Raw genomic sequence first — 17,931 nt, forward strand, 5'->3', positions numbered from 1 at the left:
GTGAAAAATTCGCACCAGAAAGAGCTAAGCAACTACCATCAGCAATTTCCTGCTTTCTTATCCGCCCATACCAAAAAACTTCTTAAAGCGTGTCATCACGCTCTTCTTCTGGTCCAGCTGCATAAGAGGCACCGTATCGCCCAAGATGCGCCTCGCAATGTTCCGGTAGGCAATCGCAGCCTGTGCATCAGGATTCATAACCGTAGGCTCTCCAGTATTAGCTGCTTTAATTACCATTTCATCATCCGGGACAATCCCAATAAGATCTATGCTAAGTACTTGTAAAATCCCATCAATATCTAGCATATCTCCGGATTTAACCATACTATTGCGTATGCGGTTAACCACCAATTTAGGTGATATCACATGTGAACTTTCCAGTAAACCAATTACCCGATCCGCATCGCGTACCGCAGCATTTTCTGGAGTGGTCACCACAATAGCCTGATCCGCACCGGCAACGGCATTTTTAAAGCCTTGCTCAATACCCGCAGGACAGTCGATCAATATATATTCAAAATCCTTCTTAAGCTCCAAAATAATATCCTTAACCTGCTCCGGCGTAACCGCACTCTTGTCCTTGGTTTGAGCAGCCGGCAGCATATACAGCTCCTCAAAACGCTTGTCCTTAACCAGTGCCTGATTCAGACGGCAACGACCTTCCGCTACATCAACTAGGTCATAAATAATACGGTTTTCCAGACCCATCACAACGTCTAGATTACGTAAACCGATATCCGTATCCACCAAACACACCTTTTTGCCGAGCAGTGCAAGCGCTGTTCCTATATTGGCTGACGTCGTCGTTTTGCCGACGCCGCCTTTTCCTGAAGTGACGACGATAGCCTCTCCCATGTGCTACACCCCTTTGAACACGTTAAAATCGCGGCCCAGACGCACAATATTGCTCATTTTATCTATTTGCATAGCGCCATCCTTGAGATACGCAAATTCCATGCCGAATTCACGCGTCTCCCATTCATCTGGTGGACGGCTGATCATTTCGAAAATTCGCAGCTGTGTTGGTGCAAAATAGGAGGCCGCGATAATCGCTTCACTATTTCCCTCCATCCCTGCATGCGCCATACCCCGCAGAGCGCCGAGGACATAAATATCACCGGTACAAGTTATAATTCCACCCGGATTAACATCTCCCAAAAAGAGTAAGTTTCCATTGTGATGAAGCACTTGTCCTGAACGGATAATTCCTGTCACCGTGTGAATGGGGGGCTTGCCCTGCACTACCGCAGACAATCCGGGTGATTCTACAGACCTGATAAGCAGATTCCCCTTCTGCTTCAAAATCTCCAGAATACTTTCCTTCTGTTCCTCAGTTACTTCCCGACTTCCCAGCTTAATATCCACATGAATGATCGGACCTGTTAGAATATTTTGATGACTGTGCTCCAGCTTAAAACGCAGTTCACCCAGCAAATCCTCAAACTCGCATTGATCGTCAAGCAGGAATACCAGGCCATCTTTGATGCCTTTAATCGTGACATGATTCGATTTCACCGCCATTAGCCTGTCCCTCCCATTTCAATCATTTCGTCCCCGGGACGTCAAATCCCTGCTAACCCGGACAAAATGTGTGTAAAAAGGCCTAGACAGCCTCTTCCTTTTTCACACGAGTGCCCAACCGCTGTAATTGCTTGCGAACTGGGACATAGATGATGAGGGCGAACAGAAAATGGATAAATAAATCAGGAATCATATACTGGGCAAGTGCCCAATTAAAAGTCTGATGATTCAGCTGGAACAGCTGATCAATAGCAAAAAGCATAGAATCCAGCAGAAAACTACCAATCAACACGGCCGCCATCATAATCGGCATCGGTGCACGTCTAGCTGTAAACACAAGCCCCAATAAGTATGCAGACAATCCCATCGCAAAAGAATAAGGGCCGATAATAAACCCGTAGTACACTACGTCATGAATAAGTCCGAAAACAATACCTAGTACCAATGCTGTATGACGACTGTAGTACACAGATACAAACAGAATTACGATATACACAAAATTTGGGACCATTCTTGGATGCCAGCTATCCGGGAGAAGCCATGGAAGAATCGTTCCTTCGGCTATAAACAGTACAAACAGCAGCAGTATTAGAACCTGACCGCGCATCTTCATTATTCCGGTACCTCAGGAGTGTAAAGGACGAGCAGTTCCTTCCAATCCACAAAGCTGGCTGCAGGCTTAATAATCGCTGTCCGTGTTTGGCCGAATTCTCCAACCTGAATTTTCTCCACTGTTCCAATGATTAGGTTTTTGCGGAACTTCCCGCCCGCACCAGACGTAATAATTTGATCGCCCTTTGCGATTGGATCTTTCTCTTCAATGCGAGTCATTTGAAATCTGTTCGTACCCGGATCATAGCTTTCAATCATACCAAACGATTGATTTTCCTTACCCAAGACTGTCGCGGCAATGGCATAAGAATTCGGATTTTTAGGATCCAATGTAGTCAACAGCGTAACGGTGGACGTAAAATTTCCCGTACGGCTAATGACTCCAACGAATCCTTCAAGTGAACTGACTTCCTGACCAACTCTGGCTCCGTCCTTCTCGCCAATATCAATCACGAGTGTTTTGGAATCATTGCTAACGCTGTTCACTTGAGCAACACGATAATCATAATTATTTTTCGCCTTTTGCGTTTGGGTGAACTTCAGTTCATTCTGTAATCTGGCATTTGTTTCAACATAATTATGAGTCTGAATCTGGTCCCGAGTCAGCTTTGCTACGGCTATTTTTAACCGTTCATTTTCTTCGTAAACACTACGCATATTACCAATATCTTTAAAGAAGCCCGCTATTGCTGAAGCGGGCCTGTAAAAGATACCTTGCACAAAGCCAATTGAATCTCTGGCGAACTTCTCGGGCCAGGTTAAGGAATTTCTCTGTCCAAGTGTAATCCCCATAAGGGCAATAAACAGAACGATCCCAATTAATAGAATAAATAGTCTTTTATTGCCAAACAACTTAAACAGTTCCTACACCCCCGATTCAACGTTTGGAACGGACGGCAGAACTGCTGCGCGATTTGAACAAATGAATATTTTCCAGCGCTCTACCGGTACCGATTGCCACACAATCCAGAGGATTTTCTGCCACGATCACTGGCATTCCAGTCTCACCTGCCAGCAGCTTATCCAGGTTGCGCAGTAGTGCTCCGCCACCCGTCAGGACAATTCCTCTATCCATGATGTCCGCCGCCAGCTCGGGAGGGCATTTTTCCAATGTTACTTTGACCGCATCCACGATCGCATTAACTGTATCTGATAATGCTTCGCTAATTTCATCGGAGGTAATCGTAATGGTCTTCGGCAAGCCTGTTACCAGATCGCGTCCGCGAATTTCTGATGTTTCCACTTGCTCTAACGGCATAGCTGAACCAACTTCCATTTTCAACTGCTCAGAAGTCCGTTCTCCAATCATCAGGTTGTATTGACGTTTCACGTATTGGATGATGGACTCGTCCATTTCGTCGCCAGCTACACGTACAGAACGACTAGTTACGATCCCCCCCAGGGAAATAACCGCAACTTCGGTTGTACCTCCACCGATATCGACAACCATACTGCCTGTAGGCTCCCATACCGGCAAATCAGCACCAATTGCCGCTGCAAACGGCTCTTCAATCGTGTACGCCTCTCTTGCGCCTGCTTGCTTGGTCGCATCTTCAACAGCGCGCTGCTCCACAGCAGTAATGCCCGAAGGCACGCAAACCATCACGTTCGGATGACGTGGAAACAAAGAACGTTGTGTTTGCGCCTGACGGATAAAATATTTAATCATCGTTGCAGTCGTATCAAAATCAGCAATGACTCCATCCTTCATTGGACGAATCGCACGGATATTTCCCGGTGTGCGACCGATCATTTTTTTTGCAGATTCCCCAACAGCCTCAATGGTTTTTGTATCTGTACGCAAAGCGACAACAGATGGTTCACGAACCACAATTCCCTTCCCTCTTACGTATACAAGCGTGTTTGCCGTCCCCAAGTCAATTCCCAAATCTTTTGTAAAGCCACCCAGCATGATGTTAATCTCCTTTTCTCTTCCCTGAAATCTGTTATCCCTGTATAAACGGTTTATTCAGGCCGGTTTACCGGTCGTGTTTTAAATGTTTGATTTAAATATTATATTATATCAGACCTTGTTCCTTCAAACTTACAAAGGTCCCGTCCCCGATCACAATATGATCAAGCACGTCGATGCCTACGATGTTGCCCGCTTCCATCAGGCGGCGAGTCAACTGGACATCTTCCGGGCTTGGCTTCGGATCACCGCTCGGATGGTTATGAGCGCAAATAATCGAAGCACTGCTGCATTTAATTGCAGCCCGAAATACTTCCCGAGGGTGCACGATGGCGGAATTCAGGCTACCCATAGATAGTGTTTCCTGAGCAATGACATGGTTTTTGGTATTTAGAAACAGGCATACAAAATGCTCTTTCTGCAAATAGCGAAGCTGCTCAAACAATAGATCTGCCACATCCCGCGGGCAACTAATTACCGGGGTCTCCAAATGGCGCGACAATGCTAATCGTCGACCCAGTTCGATACCCGCCTTTAGCTGTATCGCTTTAGCATTTCCAATGCCCTTAATCCGGGTCAACTCGCTCAGACTCATATCCACCAGCTGACGCAAACTCCCTGCCTGCTGCAAAATACGCTGCGCTAAATGCACAGATGATTCATTTTGTGTTCCTGTACGCAGTAGTATCGCCAGCAACTCCGCGTTGCTCAAGGCTTCCGCCCCATATGTCATCATGCGCTCTCTTGGTCGTTCTTCATGGGGGAGGTCGCGAAGCATCAGTATTTGCGACTCCAGCATATGTTTATCCCCTTTTATGGACGCAACACATTCACTCCAAAATCGGACAGCATGTCCGACAGCAAGGAAAGCGGCAATCCTACGACGTTAAAATAACAACCCTGAATAGATTCCACCAACGTAGCACCCATGCCTTGAATGCCATACGATCCTGCTTTGTCAGACGGTTCACCAGTATTTACGTATGCCACAATTTGCTCTTGGCTCAGAGGCTTCATTGTAACCTCCGTTTGGCGATGTCTAACAAGCATCTTGCCGGTTCCGGTATGTATGCAGGCTACCCCGGTGTACACACGGTGTGTTCTTCCCTGCAATGCAGTCAACATGCGAACCGCATCCGCATGATCAACAGGCTTGCCCAATACCGAATCCTCCAGCACAACAATCGTGTCACTGCCAATCACCAAGCCAGCTTCCTCGGACGGTGCGGCGGTGCGCACGACTGCTTCGGCTTTACGAGCCGCAAGGGTCTCTACGATTTGCTGAGGCGTCCAGCTCTCAGGCGTGCTTTCATCCGCATGACTCGGCACCACCTCAAAGGGGAGTCTCAAATATGAGAGTAATTCCTTCCTTCTTGGTGAAGTCGATGCCAGAATAATGCGGGGCGTAATTTTCCCGTCCATAAGGGAAGCTCCTTTTCATCAGTTAGAGCCTGCGGTACAGCCAGAATGCGGCGATGATGCCGATCAGACTAAGCAGGCTCAATTCAAAATTTATCGTTATGTTGTAGCTGATAATATCCAGATCCGCTCTCGGCGACCAAGATATCGTAGTGGGGTGGGTCAGAAAGGAAAGGACTTTGAACGATTGAAGGGCCTTAGCAATCCAGGCACCCAAAAGCCAACCGAGCAACAAAAACAGTATAAGCATTCCTACATTTTTTTTCATCCTGATCTTCCCTCGCCATTTTTTGACACCTTCATTATTATACGGTGATTTGTACTGCAATACAAACAGAAATCCGGCATGGGGAACTATTTCCAGTTCCTTGCCGGAAAGGATGGCTAATCTATTGTTTTATGAACTGGATAAATTCCTTCTCACGCAAAACATATTCCATCATGGAGGACTGAATCTCCCAAATGTGTTCCTTGGCTGTATTTTTGTTATATTCCCCAAGTGCAGAGACTGCGCTGTTCATCGCCTTTTCAAGTGAGCTTGCGGAGGCGGTCGCTTCCTTGGGCAGACCGGTGGGAAGTGCAGCGATATTTTGTGTCCACTGCTGATGCAGGTCGTTCAACTCGTTCATGTCGGAGGCTGGCACCGTATTTGAACCTTCTTCTCTGAGCAAAGTTGAGGAAAGTCCGCTCAGTTTACCTACTAATGAGCTGCTTAACTGAAAAAAGGTAGTGAGTTTATCAGCATTGCCTCCATAAGCCGCTTTTTCGAATCCAGGTAATTCGAGTTCGCGGACATATAACTCCACCCCTTGTGTCTTCAATTGATTGCTGAGCAACTTGGCTTGCTCCCTATCCGGCGATATTCCTGCATATACCCGGTTTTGATCCTCGCTATCCCCTCCTGCTGCAATGCCTGCCTTCGACAGTTCTTCCTTTGCCTGTAAAGCCCGCTCTGGGGTGCTGAAAACCCCATATTGCAGCAAGTAATAGGTCTGTGGCGGCACTTGAGCCGCTACAACGGTGACAGGGGTAGAATTCTCTTTCACAGACATTGTATCGACATCCACAGATTCTTTAAAAACGGGTACAGCTTCATCAGCAGAAGTATTAGCCCCCGGAACCATACCCCCTCCGTTAAACAGTAACAACATAATATATCCAAACATCCCTCCAGTCACCAACGCACTGGCCACAGAACCGATTAATCTCCATCTAGAAGGGTGAGGTGGACGCTTTCTATACTTTTGACCGGAATAATAAGCCTCCTCAGCCTCATCCTCTTCCAGATTTTCCGGTATAAGATCCGCATCTGACCAGGATGCGGCCGAACGACCAAAAGGGTCGTCCCACCCCTCCTGTACCCTCAATGCTGGAGTAAAGCGCCTACTTGCACTCTTTTTATTTGTCTCCATAGGTTTACTGGTCTCTGAATGTTGTGTAATTCGATTATGGTTCTCTATCCTGCTAGTCCGCTCCATTTCTTTACGCTGGTTATCCGTTTGAAAAAGCTCATCATCGTGGTATAACTTCGTATCATTAATCGTGTCACGCTGTCCGTTCGTAAACATCTCACTTTTGTACGGAAGCACCTGTTGCTTATCCTCCTGGCTTGTCTCTGGCAACTGTTGATCGAACCGGAATGTCATCTTGGCCTTGTTCATGGATGCACTCCCTCCTTGTCCCATACTTCCTCATAGTTTGTTGTATGAGTTAAAGCAAGGAATTATGTCTCTACATTACAAAAAAAGGTATCCCGCCACTTTCGTGTTCGGAATACCCTCAAAATATCTAAAATTCATTGTGTAATAGCCACTGTTAATACGTATTACACTTGTTGTCCGCGAAGATGGCGTGCTAACGCATCGCCAGCTTTCCAAATGTCTCCTGCTCCCATCGTCAACACGAGATCACCCGGCTGTAACCGATCTTTCAGCTCTTCGATCACGGCTTCTTTGGTCGGTAAATAGATTGCATTCGCATTGCTGTTTTGGACGATTAAATCCACGAGCTTGGAAGAATGCACACCTTCAATCTGTTTTTCTCCCGCTGGTGAATAAATATCGGTAATGATCACTTCACTAGCCTCGCTAAACGCACGGCTGAACGCATCCAGTAGGAAAAAGGTACGACTGTAGCGTTGTGGCTGGAACACGGCAATTATACGCTTGCCAGTTGCTCTGGCTGCACTGATCGTAGCTTCAATCTCCGTTGGATGATGCGCATAGTCATCAATAATCAAAATGTCATTGCCTTCACCCAGCACCTGGAACCGGCGTTTCGCTCCGTGAAATTCCACAATAGTTGCAGCAATTTGTTCAAATGGAATCCCTGCTTCCAAACATGAAATCACAGTAGCCATCGCATTATACATGTTATGTTTACCCGGTACAGATAATTCAATCGTTCCGAGAGCTGTTCCCTTACGGTTCATAGTAAAGCTTAATCGGCGATCGCCTAATTGGATATCTGTCGCCATATAATCCGCTTCATGCTCTACCCCATAAGTAATGACCCGAGTTTGAAGCTTAGGCAGCATCTCCCGGATGTTCTGATCATCGGCGCATACAATAGCTGCTCCATCCGGTCGAATTTGGCTCAAAAATTGCACGTAGGCACTTTTCAGGCGATTGAAGTCCCCATCATAATTTTCCAAATGGTCTGCTTCAATATTGGTTGCGATGCCCTGCCAAGGATGATATTGCAGAAAAGAGCCATCACTCTCATCCGCCTCGGCTACGACAAACTCGCTTTTACCCGCTTTGGCGTTCGTCCCCAAATTCGTGATTTCGCCGCCAATAATATACGTTGGATCAACGTTACATCTCTCCATAACCAGAGCGATCATAGAAGAGGTCGTCGTTTTACCATGCGCACCCGCAACCGCAATTCCCTTACGTTCGTTAAGCAAGCGAGCCAGCATCTGAGAACGGTGCAGTGTTGGAATATTCAATTCTTCCGCTGCCACCCGCTCTACATTGTCACGTGACAATGCTGTTGAATAGACAACAATATCCGCGCCCGCAATATGTTCAGGCGTGTGTCCAATGTATATTTTTGCGCCTTTTGCCGCTAATTTTTCTGTCAGCTCTTGTGATGCCACATCTGAGCCAGTCACGGTATACCCCATCTCCAGCATGACCCGAGCAATCGCGCTCATCCCGTAGCCGCCGATACCGATAAAATGAACATGTTCCGAAGTAATCAACAAATTTCACCAACCTTTTTCCGAATCGGTTTGATACATAAGGGTAGCCCGTACATCCGCAATAAGGTACAGCGTGCCGGACACCACCCCCAGATCTTCCGCTTCCGTATGTGACTGGAGCAGACCCAGAGCCTTTTTCCAGTCACCTTCTACAATAATTTTTAAGTGTGTTTTGGCATAAGACGGCCGCAGCTTCTCCACGAGATGAGCCAAATCAGCGGCATTCATTTTGCGGCGAAAATTGGGCTCGGTCAGGATAAGCGTATCCACTAGTGGCAGTATATGCTGCAAGTATGCTTCATGATGCTTGTTTGACAGCATTCCCATCATTAAAACCAATTTTTTGTACGAGTACACTTGAGGAAGGCTCTTGGCCAGCGTCTGTGCCCCTTCTGGATTATGAGCCCCATCAAGCACAATCCTCGGCGAGGTACTGACTTGTTCGAGACGTCCTGCCCACGCAGCTTGCCTAAAGCCCTCCAGCAATTCCTCATCATCCAATACAAAAGCCATATACTGACGTAAGACTTCAAGTGCCATCATGGCTCCTGCCGCATTAGAACATTGATGCTCGCCTAACAACGTGATGTCAATTTCCATATGTCGGAAGGGTCCCGCGAATGAAAAGGTCTGACCTGTTTCATCCCCGTTTAGCCGTTCATACGTAAATTGTTCTCCTGCCAGGTACAAGGTAGCTCCTTGCTTGGCCGCCGTTTCACGTATGACTTGAATCGCCTCGGGCTGGGAAACACAACTGACGACAGGGACACCTGGCTTGATGATCCCGGCCTTTTCCCTTGCAATCTGTTCCAGTGTATCTCCCAAAATATCCGTATGGTCATAGCCGACATTCGTAATGACCGAGACGATAGGGTTCACGATATTAGTTACATCCATCCTTCCCCCGAGACCCGTTTCCCATACCACAACATCTGGAAAAGATACCGTAGCATAGTACAAAATAGCTAACGCTGTGGATACCTCAAACATCGTAGGTGAGCCCAACTCACTATCTGCGATTTCTTTCACCAACGGATATAAGCGATTGGCCAGCGAAACCAGCGTTTCATCTGGAATATCGGTCCCGTTGAATTGAAAACGGTTTGTAAATCGAGTGATGTAAGGAGAAGTAAAGGTTCCTACATCGTATCCACACTTCATTAGCACAGAGGTTAGAAAGGCACATGTCGAGCCCTTGCCGTTAGTCCCCGCAATATGAATAAATTTCAGATGCCGTTGCGGATCACCCAGCCTACTCATCAGCTGTTCGATTCGTTCCAGTCCGGGTCTAATGCCAAACGGGATTAACCCGTTAATCCATTCCACTGCTTCATCATAACTTTGTAAAGGAGCTATGTCGCCGCCCCTGATCGTATCTGACATCCTCTTCACCTTCAGGTCATTTTATTGTGAGTGAAATTATGCTTTGAGTTCTTCAATACGTGCGATAACTTTAGCGCGCTTATCTGAGTAATCGGCTTGTTTGGCCTTTTCTTCCTCGATGACTTTGGCTGGTGCCTTCGCCACGAAGCCTTGGTTAGACAGCTTTTTCTCCACGCGCTCCACTTCACTGTTCAAATGCTGAAGTTCTTTTTCCAGTCTGCTAATTTCCTGGGCAATATCTAGCAGTCCGGCTAACGGCAGGTATAGCTCTGCGCCGCTAACGATAGATGTCATGGCTTTATCTGGAGCGGTGAACTCTAATCCCGCGTCGAATTCAGACGTATTACAGAATCGGCGCACATACTCCCCATTGCGGTTAATGATATCAAGAACGGCTTGATCGCCGGGTTTTATGAGCAATTCAACTTTTTTACTCATCGGCACGTTGACTTCAGCGCGGATATTGCGTACAGCGCGAATAACGTCGATCAGCAAATTCATTTCAGCGACCGCATCTTTATCCTCGAAAGCAGGATCATAAACAGGCCAAGCGGCCAGTGTGATCGTTTCTCCCTCATGCGGAAGATGCTGCCATATTTCTTCGGAGATAAACGGCATGAACGGATGAATCATGCGCAATGTCCGATCCAATACATATGCAAGTACGGATTGTGTTTTCTTTTTCGCCTCTGCATTTTCGCCATACAGGGAAAGCTTCGCAAACTCAATGTACCAGTCGCACAAATCATCCCAAATAAAGTTATACAGAAGGCGGCCTGTCTCGCCAAATTCATAAGCATCTATTAGACGCGTGATGTCACGTGAAGTTTCGTTTAGACGGTGCAGAATCCAACGATCAACGGTGCTCAAGTCACCAGTAATGTCTATATCTGCCGCAGTGACACCTTCCAAATTCATTAGTGCAAAACGTGATGCATTCCAGATTTTATTGGCAAAGTTACGCGCCTGCTCCACACGTTCCCAGCGGAAACGAAGGTCTTGTCCAGGCGTGCTGCTGGTGGAGATCATATAACGCATTGCATCCGTACCATATTGGTCGATGACGTCGAGCGGATCAACACCATTGCCCAGAGATTTGGACATTTTTCTTCCATCTGCATCACGAACCAAGCCGTGCATAAGTACGTCCTTGAATGGAATCTCTTCCGTAAACTCCAGCGCGGTAAAGATCATACGCGATACCCAGAAATAAATAATGTCGTAGCCTGTAACTAGAACATTCGTCGGATAATAGCGTTTGAGATCCTCTGTTTGCTCAGGCCAACCCAGGGTCGAAAACGGCCACAAAGCTGAGCTGAACCAAGTATCGAGCACATCTTCATCCTGTATGAGCTTTCTGCCGGCATATTCCGGCAAAGTTGTAGGGTCCTCCGCCGATACAATCACTTCTCCGGTCTCCTCGTCGTACCAAGCCGGAATCCGGTGTCCCCACCATAATTGACGGGAAATACACCAATCACGTACATTTTCAATCCAATGCAGATAAGTACGCTCAAAGCGATCCGGCACAAAGTTTACACCCTTGCCCGCCTTCTGTGCTTCAATCGCTTTAGCTGCCAGAGGCTTCATTTCTACGAACCATTGCGTGGACAGATAAGGTTCTACAACTACCCCTGTACGCTCACTGTGACCTACCTGGTGCACATGCTCTTCAATGTGAATCAGTACGCCCTGTTCCTTCAAATCAGCAACAATTTGCTTACGGCAATCGCTGCGATCCAGTCCCTGATATTTGCCTGCTTCGGCATTCATCGTTCCCGTCTCGTCCATCACCGTAATTTGCGGCAATTGGTGACGTTGTCCCATTTCAAAGTCATTTGGATCGTGAGCTGGTGTGATTTTAACCGCGCCACTACCGAAATCTTTATCCACGTAGTCATCTGCAATGATCGGAATTTCCCGTCCGATGATTGGAAGCACAAGCATTTTACCGATCATGTGCTTGTAGCGGTCATCTTCCGGATGTACAGCAACAGCTGTATCGCCCAACATCGTTTCAGGACGTGTAGTAGCCACCGTAATAAATCCGCTACCGTCTTTCAAAGGATATTGCAGGTGATACAGATTTCCGTTCACCTCTTTGTATTCCACTTCAATATCCGACAGTGCAGTACGTGCAGCAGGGTCCCAGTTAATGATGCGTTTACCGCGATAAATCAGGCCCTTTTTGTATAGTTTTACGAATACTTCGCGTACCGCTTTGGACAGTCCCTCATCCAATGTAAAACGTTCACGAGAATAATCGAGGGAAAAACCCATTTTCTCCCATTGATTGTGGATGTTGTCCAGATAAAGATCCTTCCATTCCCACACTTTCTCCAAAAACTTCTCGCGGCCCAAATCATAACGAGTCAGGCCTTCTTCACGCAGCTTCTGCTCTACCTTTGTTTGCGTCGCAATCCCTGCATGGTCTGCACCCGGCAACCACAAGGCATCATAACCCTGCATCCGTTTGGCGCGGATAATAATATCCTGCAAAGTAAAGTCAAGCGCATGCCCAATATGCAACATACCTGTAACATTTGGTGGTGGAATAACGATTGTAAAAGGCTCTGCCTCTGGATGTTGTCCGGCACGGAAATAGCCCTTCTCCATCCAGGTTTTGTACCATTTTTGTTCTGCTGATTTGGGATCATACGTTGTTGGCATTTCCAAGGTTGTCTTGTAGTCTTGTTCTGACATATCAGGATACCTCCATGATTTTTCAATTGGCAAATAAAAAAAGCCCTTCATCCTCAAAGGACGAAAGGCTGTTCTCTCGCGGTACCACCTTTGTTTCACCCCTAGTGTATGTATCCACGGATCCATTACACATGGTGTGACACTTTATGCAGATAACGGTTGCGGACCGGCCTTATTCTACCGTGAACCTCTACCCTTCCGAAGGAATGAAATGAGGAACCGTTCAAACAGGCGACTCCCGGGTGACTTCGGCCAGTAGCTTCCTGCGGAACCTCACAGCGCTGCAATTCCACTCTCTGAAGGGCTTGCTGCCTACTCTTCCCGATCTCAGTCTTTCAATAACTATACCACATCATACATTTCCCATTGACTATAGTCAACACCCTTTTCTCATTGACGATGTCAACACTCCGCTGCATGTTTCAGTAGCCGGATCAAGGGATGTACAATACCTGCCCTTCTTCCACATGATGCTCTGCCAATCTGTTATACAATTGTAGCTCCCGGGGGCTAAGCTGATAACGGTCTGCTATCGTTTCCAGTGTATCCTCGCGCTGTACAATGCATAACCGCACCTTGCAGAAAGGCGTTTCATCCTTTGTATGGAAAAAAAGGTTTTTCCATTTGGCATCCTCACGCTCTTCGTCGGCTTTCTGATCCTGTTCTTGCGTTTCATGTTCCAGCTGCTGCTGGTGTTCCGCTTCCTTCACCGAACGGCTGGATTGAAGCAATGATGAGTAGACAACCGGGTCTGGCTCGTCTGCTCCTTCATCCTTTTTACTGTTAAGCGCCACACGCATCTCTGGCTTTTCCTCAGTAAAGGTATCATGAACTTCATGGTTTACCTGTTCTGACGCTTCAGGCCTGAAATCGGAGTCATTCCCCTGACTTACTTCCAACTGCGGCTCCAGATAAATCTCCGACTCTGTGGCAGAATGCGACTCAGACAGTAAAGGATCGTTTGCTACATTGGGAGATGCAGAGGATACTTTGGGCTTGTTCTCTTCCGACCCTGCTTCCTCTTGCTGAAATGCCCACACTTCCGGCGTCTCCTGCTGATGCTTAACTTCGGAGGAACTGTCTTCCACTTCTTTTCCCGTCCACGGCTCATAAAATCGGTTCGGGTCTACTATCGGATCATAAGCTTGCTGCTCCAATGATGACTTTTGTTCCCCTTGAACCTCTTCTGGTGATTGTCCCCAGTAGGCTGTCTCCTGTTGTGCTACTACTGTGTATGAAGTTTCCGGGTCTGTAATGTTGTTGATTACCGAGTCTTGGCTAGGATAGGTCTCTTCATGACGATACTCTCCATCGCCGGAAAGAGATGGAGCCGGATGCTCAGGCGAATGCACTACAGTAAATTCATCATCCAGCCAAACCGCTGTCTCCTCTGCATGCGAGCTTTCCACCCCATGCAAAGAAAGAACGCCTGTAATGTTTAGACTGCGTAAAGAGAGCAGGTCCACATCGAAATTTTCAATCTCTACGGATATATCTTCCAATCTCCCTACCCGGTTCAGTGGAATGGTAATTTCCACAGGGATCAAATGATGAAGCTCACTCGTAATCTGTTCAGGTGTGCGGTACACGCCCTCCAGCAGCAAATGCCCTCGCAAAGCGGCATGGTCGCCGTGGGTTACAACCTGAATGCGTGGCAGAAGCTCAATTTCCTCCAATTCGGCAATCCCGGCAGCTTCCTCCGTCAAATGAATGCGTTCATAAATATCAAAACGCAAGCCTTGCGGCTGATCATTCTGTTGTTTATTCAAGGATGGCATCCTCCTTTGGGCAGCCTCCGCACATCCTCTGACTCGTGTCAGGCGCACGGAAACTCCATATTGCAAACCGTTTCTAGGTTCAAGTATATGCGCCAAAATAGAAGGCATGCCATCTTTTATAGCTGTTTATACAGCTTTTGAAAATCATCGGGCCAAGCATCCTCCACGTTTATCGTTTCGCCGCTCAGCGGATGACAGAAGGTGAGCCGCTCTCCGTGAAGAGCCTGCCTGTCAAAATCAGCAGCACGCCCCCCATACAATACGTCCCCAAGCAAAGGGTAGCCAGCATGACTAAGATGTACGCGGATCTGGTGCGTCCGACCTGTCTCCAGCGTCAGATACACGAGACTGACCGCACTCGGCCCACTTCCCCATACTTCGCCAACTTCTACATGGGTAACCGCCTTCTGTCCAGTTGGAGATACGCGGCGGCGCTGTTTATGATGCCTGTCCTTGCCAATCGGCCAATCCAACGTGCGCAGCGATCGAGGCACTTTCCCTCGTACCAAAGCTACATAGCGACGGCCGATGTCCTTAGCTCTCATTTGTTCGTCCAGCTTGAGCAACGCAAATTCATTTTTGGCATATAACACCGGGCCTGTCGTATCCACATCCAGACGGTGCACATGTCGTACTGCTGTATGAATGTCGTTGATTTCATAATAGGAGGCGACAGCATGATCCAGCGTCAGCGGGCCATCCTTTACACCGCCGTCTGGATGGACTGCCATACCCGCTGGTTTGTGTACGACCAGGCAAAAATCATCCTCATACAATACCATCAAATCATACCACCGTGGAATGACGCCAAGGTCCACTACAGGAAAAAGGGCCAGCCGCAGCCGGTCCCCTGTAAGTTCAATCCCTTTTTTATGCCGTAGCCTGCGCCACAGCTTGTCTGGTAATCCCAGACGGTTCAGTAACCAGCGATCCACAGCTTCAGCGCGATCTACAAGCTCAACGCGATTTTCAGCGGCTGCAATTTCTCGCCCTGGTGTGATTTCCAGCCACGGTCCTCTTCTTTTCCAGCTGCCTTTCCAGCTCATAGACGTTTGAGTGCGCGATAGTTCGCTTCAATGGTCGCATCAATATCCTCAACCGTATGCACACCTGATACGAACATGCCCTCAAATTGAGATGGAGCCACACTAACGCCCTCATTCACCAATTCAGTAAAGTAACGGCGGAAGTGGTCTTGATTACTCGTTTTAGCAGTATCAAAATTGACAACCTTCTCGTCTGTGAAAAACGGACATACCATGGAACCGACACGGTTGATCGTGACAGGAATACCCAGTTCACGCGCGTTACGTTCGAATCCGGCTTGAAGCCGTGCTGCCCGCTCTTCCAGACGATCATATACTTCCGGTGTCAGCAATTTAAGCGTCGAATAGCCTGCTGCCATCGCCAGCGGATTTCCGCTTAGCGTACCCGCCTGATAGATGGGTCCAGCTGGCGCGATTTGCTCTAGAATGTCGCGACGTCCGCCATAAGCACCTACAGGCAGGCCACCACCAATGACTTTGCCCAGACACGTAAGATCCGGCGTCACACCAAAGCGTCCCTGAGCGGAATGAAGCCCCACTCGGAATCCAGTCATCACTTCATCAAAAATCAACAGACTTCCGTACTGCTGGGTTACCTCACGCAAACCCTCCAAAAATCCAGGCTGTGGCGGTACAACCCCCATATTGCCAGCTACCGGCTCGACAATAATTGCAGCAATCTCTTCACCAAATTTTTCAAAAGCTAGCTTCACCGACGCCAAATCATTATAAGGGACGGTGATGGTATGGGTGGCCACGACTTCAGGTACACCCGGACTATCGGGCAGACCTAATGTCGCAACACCAGAGCCTGCTTTAATTAGCAAGCTGTCCGCATGACCGTGATAAGAGCCTTCAAACTTAAGGATTTTGCTACGTTTTGTAAATCCACGTGCAAGTCGTATCGCACTCATGGTTGCCTCGGTTCCCGAGTTGACCATTCGAACAATGTCCATGGAAGGAACACGCTCACATACGAGCTTGGCCATTTCCGTTTCTGCCAGCGTTGGGGCTCCGAAGCTGGTTCCTTTTACAACAGCAGCCTGTAAGGCTTTAACCACTTCGGGGTGCGCATGGCCCATGATAAGCGGTCCCCATGAACATACATAGTCGATATAGGATTGACCGTCGATATCATATACACGCGATCCTTCCCCACGATCAATATATACCGGTGTTATACCCACGGATTTAAATGCACGAACCGGACTGTTTACGCCACCCGGAATATATTGTTTTGCCTCATCAAAGGCTGCTTTGGAACGCGTATCCTTGCGTACCGTTCGTTGTTCGTCGATCATTATAATCACTCCTGTCTTCTGAAAAATACCTTATTGCTTCAACCATCTGGCCGCATCCTTGGCAGAATAGGTAATAATCATATCCGCACCCGCACGCTTCATGCTTGTCAGAATCTCCATCACCATTGCTTTTTCATCAATCCAGCCTTGAAGAGCTGCCGCCTTGACCATCGCATACTCACCGCTGACGTTGTAAGCCACCAAAGGCAGATCAAATTGATCTTTGATGGTGCGCATTACATCCAGATAAGAAAGAGAAGGCTTCACCATCAGCATGTCCGCACCCTCAAGCACATCGGACTCCGCTTCACGCAACGCCTCACGAGCATTGGCAGGGTCCATTTGATAGGATTTGCGGTCACCAAACTGCGGTGCAGAATCAGCCGCTTCTCGGAAAGGGCCATAAAAAGCAGACGCATATTTGACGGAATACGACATAATCGGAATATGTGAAAATCCTTCCAGGTCGAGTCCCTGGCGAATCGCCTGTACAAAACCGTCCATCATATTAGAGGGAGCGATAATATCTGCACCAGCTCTGGCCTGTGAAACGGCTGTACGTACCAGCACCTCCAGCGATTCATCATTCAATACTTCACCGCATACCTCACCATCATGCTCATGCATGTGCACCATACCGCAGTGTCCATGGTCCGTAAACTCACACAAGCAAGTGTCTGCCACGACCAGCAATTCGGGATAACGGGACTTAATCAAACGAGTAGCCTCCTGCACAATACCATTGTCCACAAAAGCTGAAGTCCCTACACTGTCCTTGGTTTCTGGTATGCCAAACAGGAGCACAGCAGGAATGCCAAGCTCACTAATTTCTTTCAGCTCTTCCTCCAGCCGATCCAGAGAAAAACGATATACACCTGGCATGGAACTAATCTCCTGTTTCACTCCAGTGCCAAATGTTACGTAGATCGGTTGAATAAAATCAGCCGGATTCAATACCGTCTCACGCACCATGCTACGGATAGCAGTCGACTGGCGCAAACGACGATGTCTGGTAAAAGGAATGCTCATATCTATAAACCTCCATTTTTTT

At 47.8% G+C, this 17,931-nt stretch carries 16 protein-coding genes; all 16 read right to left on the bottom strand.

Going from position 1 to position 17,931, the window contains the following annotated elements; all coding sequences use genetic code 11:
- Window positions 1-57 precede the first annotated feature (57 nt).
- Window positions 58-855: a septum site-determining protein MinD gene (gene minD / locus ACQQ6X_RS18950; RefSeq protein WP_063212787.1), complete on the bottom strand. Its 798-nt coding sequence runs from the start codon at window positions 853-855 to the stop codon at window positions 58-60.
- A 3-nt stretch (window positions 856-858) separates the two neighbouring features.
- Window positions 859-1,521: a septum site-determining protein MinC gene (gene minC / locus ACQQ6X_RS18955; protein ID WP_305166576.1), complete on the bottom strand. Its 663-nt coding sequence runs from the start codon at window positions 1,519-1,521 to the stop codon at window positions 859-861.
- 82 nt (window positions 1,522-1,603) lie between these two features.
- A complete protein-coding gene (gene mreD, locus ACQQ6X_RS18960; RefSeq protein ID WP_142613328.1) occupies window positions 1,604-2,134 on the bottom strand; it encodes a rod shape-determining protein MreD in 531 nt (176 codons plus the stop codon).
- Entirely contained in the window at window positions 2,134-2,985 is an 852-nt protein-coding gene (gene mreC, locus ACQQ6X_RS18965) for a rod shape-determining protein MreC (RefSeq protein WP_326403391.1), read from the bottom strand. Before mreC ends, mreD begins: the two co-directional genes overlap by 1 nt.
- Window positions 2,986-3,010: 25 nt before the next feature.
- Entirely contained in the window at window positions 3,011-4,045 is a 1,035-nt protein-coding gene (locus ACQQ6X_RS18970) for a rod shape-determining protein (protein WP_063212784.1), read from the bottom strand.
- Between the two features lie 106 nt (window positions 4,046-4,151).
- On the bottom strand, window positions 4,152-4,844 hold the full coding sequence (gene radC / locus ACQQ6X_RS18975; protein ID WP_081276853.1) for a RadC family protein: 693 nt from the start codon (window positions 4,842-4,844) through the stop codon (window positions 4,152-4,154).
- A 14-nt stretch (window positions 4,845-4,858) separates the two neighbouring features.
- Entirely contained in the window at window positions 4,859-5,467 is a 609-nt protein-coding gene (locus ACQQ6X_RS18980) for a Maf family protein (RefSeq protein ID WP_305166577.1), read from the bottom strand.
- A 22-nt stretch (window positions 5,468-5,489) separates the two neighbouring features.
- Window positions 5,490-5,732: a DUF4321 domain-containing protein gene (locus tag ACQQ6X_RS18985; RefSeq protein WP_007431701.1), complete on the bottom strand. Its 243-nt coding sequence runs from the start codon at window positions 5,730-5,732 to the stop codon at window positions 5,490-5,492.
- 121 nt (window positions 5,733-5,853) lie between these two features.
- Window positions 5,854-7,125 (bottom strand): SPOR domain-containing protein, encoded by a 1,272-nt coding sequence (locus ACQQ6X_RS18990; RefSeq protein WP_305166578.1) that lies wholly within the window; start codon window positions 7,123-7,125, stop codon window positions 5,854-5,856.
- A 164-nt stretch (window positions 7,126-7,289) separates the two neighbouring features.
- Window positions 7,290-8,669 (bottom strand): UDP-N-acetylmuramate--L-alanine ligase, encoded by a 1,380-nt coding sequence (gene murC / locus ACQQ6X_RS18995; RefSeq protein WP_305166829.1) that lies wholly within the window; start codon window positions 8,667-8,669, stop codon window positions 7,290-7,292.
- Between the two features lie 6 nt (window positions 8,670-8,675).
- Window positions 8,676-10,052, bottom strand: a complete 1,377-nt coding sequence (locus ACQQ6X_RS19000) for a bifunctional folylpolyglutamate synthase/dihydrofolate synthase (protein ID WP_305166579.1) — start codon at window positions 10,050-10,052, stop codon at window positions 8,676-8,678.
- 36 nt (window positions 10,053-10,088) lie between these two features.
- Window positions 10,089-12,755: a valine--tRNA ligase gene (locus ACQQ6X_RS19005; RefSeq protein ID WP_305166581.1), complete on the bottom strand. Its 2,667-nt coding sequence runs from the start codon at window positions 12,753-12,755 to the stop codon at window positions 10,089-10,091.
- Between the two features lie 434 nt (window positions 12,756-13,189).
- Window positions 13,190-14,524: a LysM peptidoglycan-binding domain-containing protein gene (locus ACQQ6X_RS19010; RefSeq protein WP_326403385.1), complete on the bottom strand. Its 1,335-nt coding sequence runs from the start codon at window positions 14,522-14,524 to the stop codon at window positions 13,190-13,192.
- Between the two features lie 125 nt (window positions 14,525-14,649).
- Window positions 14,650-15,579, bottom strand: a complete 930-nt coding sequence (locus tag ACQQ6X_RS19015) for an RluA family pseudouridine synthase (RefSeq protein ID WP_305166584.1) — start codon at window positions 15,577-15,579, stop codon at window positions 14,650-14,652.
- On the bottom strand, window positions 15,576-16,880 hold the full coding sequence (gene hemL, locus ACQQ6X_RS19020; RefSeq protein ID WP_305166585.1) for a glutamate-1-semialdehyde 2,1-aminomutase: 1,305 nt from the start codon (window positions 16,878-16,880) through the stop codon (window positions 15,576-15,578). Before hemL ends, ACQQ6X_RS19015 begins: the two co-directional genes overlap by 4 nt.
- 30 nt (window positions 16,881-16,910) lie before the next feature.
- Window positions 16,911-17,909 (bottom strand): porphobilinogen synthase, encoded by a 999-nt coding sequence (gene hemB / locus ACQQ6X_RS19025; protein ID WP_305166586.1) that lies wholly within the window; start codon window positions 17,907-17,909, stop codon window positions 16,911-16,913.
- Between the last annotated feature and the right edge of the window lie 22 nt (window positions 17,910-17,931).

Origin of the sequence: Paenibacillus ottowii (assembly GCF_050516475.1) — a bacterium.
In the GTDB taxonomy this organism is placed as follows: domain Bacteria; phylum Bacillota; class Bacilli; order Paenibacillales; family Paenibacillaceae; genus Paenibacillus; species Paenibacillus ottowii.

Coding starts and splice junctions, on each gene's coding strand:
- minD (WP_063212787.1), bottom strand. CDS start 855: ATGGGAGAGGCTATCGTCGTCACTTCAGGAAAAGGCGGCGTCGGCAAA.
- minC (WP_305166576.1), bottom strand. CDS start 1,521: ATGGCGGTGAAATCGAATCATGTCACGATTAAAGGCATCAAAGATGGC.
- mreD (WP_142613328.1), bottom strand. CDS start 2,134: ATGAAGATGCGCGGTCAGGTTCTAATACTGCTGCTGTTTGTACTGTTT.
- ACQQ6X_RS18970 (WP_063212784.1), bottom strand. CDS start 4,045: ATGCTGGGTGGCTTTACAAAAGATTTGGGAATTGACTTGGGGACGGCA.
- radC (WP_081276853.1), bottom strand. CDS start 4,844: ATGCTGGAGTCGCAAATACTGATGCTTCGCGACCTCCCCCATGAAGAA.
- ACQQ6X_RS18980 (WP_305166577.1), bottom strand. CDS start 5,467: ATGGACGGGAAAATTACGCCCCGCATTATTCTGGCATCGACTTCACCA.
- ACQQ6X_RS18985 (WP_007431701.1), bottom strand. CDS start 5,732: ATGAAAAAAAATGTAGGAATGCTTATACTGTTTTTGTTGCTCGGTTGG.
- ACQQ6X_RS18990 (WP_305166578.1), bottom strand. CDS start 7,125: ATGAACAAGGCCAAGATGACATTCCGGTTCGATCAACAGTTGCCAGAG.
- ACQQ6X_RS19000 (WP_305166579.1), bottom strand. CDS start 10,052: ATGTCAGATACGATCAGGGGCGGCGACATAGCTCCTTTACAAAGTTAT.
- ACQQ6X_RS19005 (WP_305166581.1), bottom strand. CDS start 12,755: ATGTCAGAACAAGACTACAAGACAACCTTGGAAATGCCAACAACGTAT.
- ACQQ6X_RS19015 (WP_305166584.1), bottom strand. CDS start 15,579: ATGAGCTGGAAAGGCAGCTGGAAAAGAAGAGGACCGTGGCTGGAAATC.
- hemL (WP_305166585.1), bottom strand. CDS start 16,880: ATGATCGACGAACAACGAACGGTACGCAAGGATACGCGTTCCAAAGCA.
- hemB (WP_305166586.1), bottom strand. CDS start 17,909: ATGAGCATTCCTTTTACCAGACATCGTCGTTTGCGCCAGTCGACTGCT.